We start from the raw sequence: 792 nt of genomic DNA on the forward strand, positions 1-792 counted from the left end.
TCGGCCATCAGGTGCCGGGCATCCGCCAGCAGCGCCGGCGAGCGCAGGCGCCGCCCGTGGCGGAACAGGACCGAGCACCAGATCGCGTTCAGCGCCGTCGCGACGACGGAAATCAAAATGCCCGGCGGCGTCAGGTCCGGCTGGCGCGCATGGCTCCAGGCCGACCAGACCTCGTTCAGGATCACGAAGGCCGCGACCAGGATCAGCGCGCCCTCGAGGACGGCCGAGAAATATTCCGCCTTGTCGTGCCCATAGGGATGGTTGGCGTCGGCCGGCATCGCCGAGAAGCGGATGGCCACGAGCGCCGCGCCGGCGGCGGCCACGTTCACCACGCTCTCCAGCGCATCGGCGAACAGGGCCACGCTGCCCGTCAGCCACCAGGCCACGAGCTTCAGCGCCAGGACGGCAAGGGCAACGGCTACGCTGCCCGCCGCAAGGGTCACGGCACGGGTCAAATCTCGTTCCAAAAGGTGATCGCGGGAGGCGCCCCTCTAACCCATTCCGGGCCGCCCGCGAAGCATTCCCGGTGACATCCAAGCTTCACGAAACTGGCGCATCACTGCAACAGCGGAAGCCTACGCCCCGGCCCATGAACTCAGCCTCCGATTCCGGCGGTCTCTCGGTCGAGCGGGCGCAGCTGGCGCTTGGCGGCCAGCCGATCCTTCGCGACGTCTCCCTCCATGTGGCCCGCGGCGAGTTCGTCGCCCTGCTCGGCCCCTCCGGCTGCGGCAAGACCACGCTGATGCGGGTCGTCGCCGGCATCCAGCCGGCCGATTCGGGCCAGGTCAGGAT

General features: G+C 69.4%; 2 protein-coding genes. One reads left to right on the top strand and one right to left on the bottom strand.

The window, feature by feature from the left end; all coding sequences use genetic code 11:
- Positions 1 to 455, bottom strand: a 455-nt coding sequence (locus AC1DWF_RS33620; protein WP_476842828.1) for a cation diffusion facilitator family transporter, incomplete at its 3' end; no start/stop codon positions are given.
- Between the two features lie 134 nt (positions 456 to 589).
- Here AC1DWF_RS33620 and AC1DWF_RS33625 point away from each other — a divergent pair.
- Positions 590 to 792, top strand: a 203-nt coding sequence (locus tag AC1DWF_RS33625; RefSeq protein WP_476842829.1) for an ATP-binding cassette domain-containing protein, incomplete at its 3' end; no start/stop codon positions are given.

This window comes from Aminobacter sp. P4_D5 (assembly GCF_056401815.1).